The sequence below is a fragment of the Aquabacterium sp. genome (assembly GCF_004297345.1).
Lineage (GTDB): Bacteria > Pseudomonadota > Gammaproteobacteria > Burkholderiales > Burkholderiaceae_C > Aquabacterium.
In genome coordinates this window covers 1-2,751 of sequence record NZ_SCTN01000176.1, presented here as the reverse complement: position 1 = coordinate 2,751, position 2,751 = coordinate 1, and the positions used below count along the sequence as shown (strand labels likewise).

3 protein-coding genes and 1 pseudogene are annotated in these 2,751 nt (G+C 59.8%); 3 read left to right on the top strand and 1 reads right to left on the bottom strand.

Annotated features, from left to right (window positions below):
* A partial coding sequence (locus tag EPO09_RS05960) for a ComF family protein (protein WP_290641173.1) occupies nt 1-526 on the top strand: 526 nt, incomplete at its 5' end.
* Between the two features lie 109 nt (nt 527-635).
* On the top strand, nt 636-1,295 hold the full coding sequence (locus EPO09_RS05955) for a hypothetical protein (protein WP_290641171.1): 660 nt from the start codon (nt 636-638) through the stop codon (nt 1,293-1,295).
* A gap of 21 nt (nt 1,296-1,316) precedes the next feature.
* Here EPO09_RS05955 and EPO09_RS05950 read toward each other — a convergent pair whose 3' ends face one another.
* The gene (locus tag EPO09_RS05950; protein ID WP_290641169.1) at nt 1,317-2,150 is read right to left on the bottom strand and encodes a hypothetical protein; all 834 of its coding nucleotides are present in this window, start codon (nt 2,148-2,150) and stop codon (nt 1,317-1,319) included.
* A 344-nt stretch (nt 2,151-2,494) separates the two neighbouring features.
* Between EPO09_RS05950 and EPO09_RS05945 the strand changes: the two are divergent.
* Nucleotides 2,495-2,751, top strand: a pseudogene (locus tag EPO09_RS05945) (hypothetical protein); the annotation flags it as partial.

The window sequence follows — 2,751 nt, the reverse complement described above, 5'->3', positions numbered from 1 at the left end:
CGAGTTTGATCGCACCATTGCCGCCGTTGACTATGACGGCCCTTGGCCTGGCCTGATATCAAAGCTGAAATTTCACGGTGCTACAGCGCTGGCCCGCCCCTTGGCGACCATGCTGGCTGAACGCATCCACCAACGCCGAGCCAGCGTCGATCTGATGCTGCCCGTTCCGCTTTCGCGACAACGCATGTCTGAACGGGGATACAACCAATCCTGGCTTTTGGCCAGACACCTGGAGCGGCAACTTGCCATCCCGGCTCGCTTTGATGTCTTGACCCGACGGCAGCACACACAGCGCCTTATGAGCCTGTCTGCAGAAGAACGCGCCCTGCAGATCCGCGATGCGTTTGACGTGTCGGCACCAGCGCAGTCAATCATAGATGGCAGCCATGTTGCCATCATCGACGACGTGATGACGACGGGCGCGACGCTGGATGCCTGTGCACACGCCTTGCTGGAGGCCGGCGCACGCAGCGTGTCAGCCTGGGTCGTGGCCCGCACCCCCAAACCGGATCAATGCGGCACCTGACATCGCTGCCAACGCGCCCCCAGGACACATTCAGCAACCACCTCGGAAGGATGCTTACGATTGATGCGTTTTGCGTATTGCAAAATACATGAAACCACGGAGTTTGTTCATGCATTCATCAAGCCGCAACATTCTGGCTACGCTGATCCTGACTGGTTCAATGGTTGGCGCTCAGGCCGCGCCACACAACTACCTTTTGAAGGCAAGCGCTACGGGCGACATCAACGGCCCCATCGACGGCACACTGCGTATCGACCTGGACCAGGTCGCCATGACCCAGACCTACAGTGCAGCGCCCGGCGAGTCCGACGTACTGCAAAAAGAAGAAGCCGATCTCTACTATGGAGAATGGGGCCTGATCGACTGGCAGTTGGCTGGAGAATCCAGGCAATCAGGCTCGATTGGTGCACCAGCGGGCGCAACCATCACACGCAGCCTGCTGGCCGATGGCAGCAGCCGCCTGACCCTGGATACGTCAGCCGCGTTCTCGCACGGCGAGATGGGCTACCAGCACTTCACCGTGACCTACACCAGCAACACGGACGAACTATTCCAGCACGCTGACCAAGCCCCGGCACTGCAACACATCACATCAGCCGTCGGCGCATACGAGTTCTCGTATGCGCCCTCCTATGACGACCCATTGCGCACCCGCAAGTTCAGCTTCACCGTGAACACGACCAGCGTGCCAGAACCCGACATGATCGGACTGGCCGTAGCGGGCCTGCTCACAGTGGGCGCCATTCGCGCACGAGGTCAACGCGCCTGAGGCCTGAGGGCTTGCCTCGCCTCAGCGAACGCGATCCATCATCAACAGCGATTGGGCGATGATGTGGGCCGCCCTGCGGGCTGTCTCTGGCGTGGGGTGAATGCCATCACCGATGTGCGCAAAGTCTTTCCAGATGTCCAGCACGATGGCCCCAGGTACTTCCGAACGAATGCGGGCGCTCGTGATTGCGCGCATGGCGCCGTAATCTGCCTCACCGATAACCCAGGCCAACCCATACAGATTGCGAAACAGGGGCAGGTCGAGTTGTTTATAGGTCGGCATGGCCCCGTAGATGGGCGTCAAACCTGCCGCGTGAGCCTGATTGCCCACGGCGATCAGGCGATCGGCCACCTGATTGATCTGAGCGGCTGAACAAGGCTGCGTCGTAGCTTGCGGCACGCCAAAGGCATCAGCGTGAAGGCAGTCATTGGGCGGCATGATCAACACGTACTTGGCGTTATAGGTCGTGAAGTTGGGAGGAACCGCCACGCGCGCCAAGGCTTTTTGCAACTGAACGGCGTAACCATCCCATGTGGCGGGCCCACAGGTACTGGCTCCTGGCGCGCAATTGCTCCGACCAAAAGTCGTGGCACCCGCCTGGCCCTCGTTGATCACATATCCCGGCAAGAGCGGATTTCTTGTCAGGGCTTGTCCCACGCTCAAATAACTACCCAGACCCACCGATATACCACCCAAGGGTGCCACGCCGTTGTTGAAGGGCGTTTTGCCCTCCGCATAGGACGCACCAATGATCAGCAGCGGCAAACGAGACGGACTGGTAGAAGGCGTGTCAGCCATTGCAGGCTGAATCGCCAGGGCAGTCGCAGCAAGACCCATCCATTGCTTCATGTTCATGTCATGTCCTCGATCCACGGTTGATGAAGAAACCGTCAGGCCCGCAACCTGCCAGGGGTAGCGCGTCGAGACGGCTCACATGGCCGAAGCACCCGGCCATCGATTCCTTTCGACTCAAGGCAAGCCAACTTGAGTAGGTTTCACCGCGTGGTGTTTCTCCAAACCGATGCGATCAAGCGGCGCGGCATCCACACCACACCTTGTCCGAAGAACGGGGGAGGAGGTATATTTCCTGCGCACTGCTCGCTGCGCAGGGCGCGCAAATAGAACTGACTCCTGAGTTGTACGTGAGTCCCTCAGAAGTCTTGGCCCTCAAGGCCCAATGACATGAAAGCTGAGGCAACATGCCCCCACATCTGCGCCATGGGACTGTCCACCGCTTTGCGTTCAACCGCATTGCTCTAGCGCTTGTCACGCTGACATGCGGGTTGACCTGGAGTCATCCCGTGCGGGCCCAATCGACCGAGGAAGACCTGTCTCAGGTTTACGGCGATCAGCCTTTCGTGAGCATCGCCACGGGCTCCCGCCAACCCTTGACCAGAGCGCCCGCCGTTGCCACCGTGATCACCGCAGAAGACATTGCTGCGATGGGTGCCACCGA

Excerpts from the sequence above, each read along its gene's own strand:
- EPO09_RS05955 (WP_290641171.1), top strand. The coding sequence starts at position 636 with ATGCATTCATCAAGCCGCAACATTCTGGCTACGCTGATCCTGACTGGT.
- EPO09_RS05950 (WP_290641169.1), bottom strand. The coding sequence starts at position 2,150 with ATGAACATGAAGCAATGGATGGGTCTTGCTGCGACTGCCCTGGCGATT.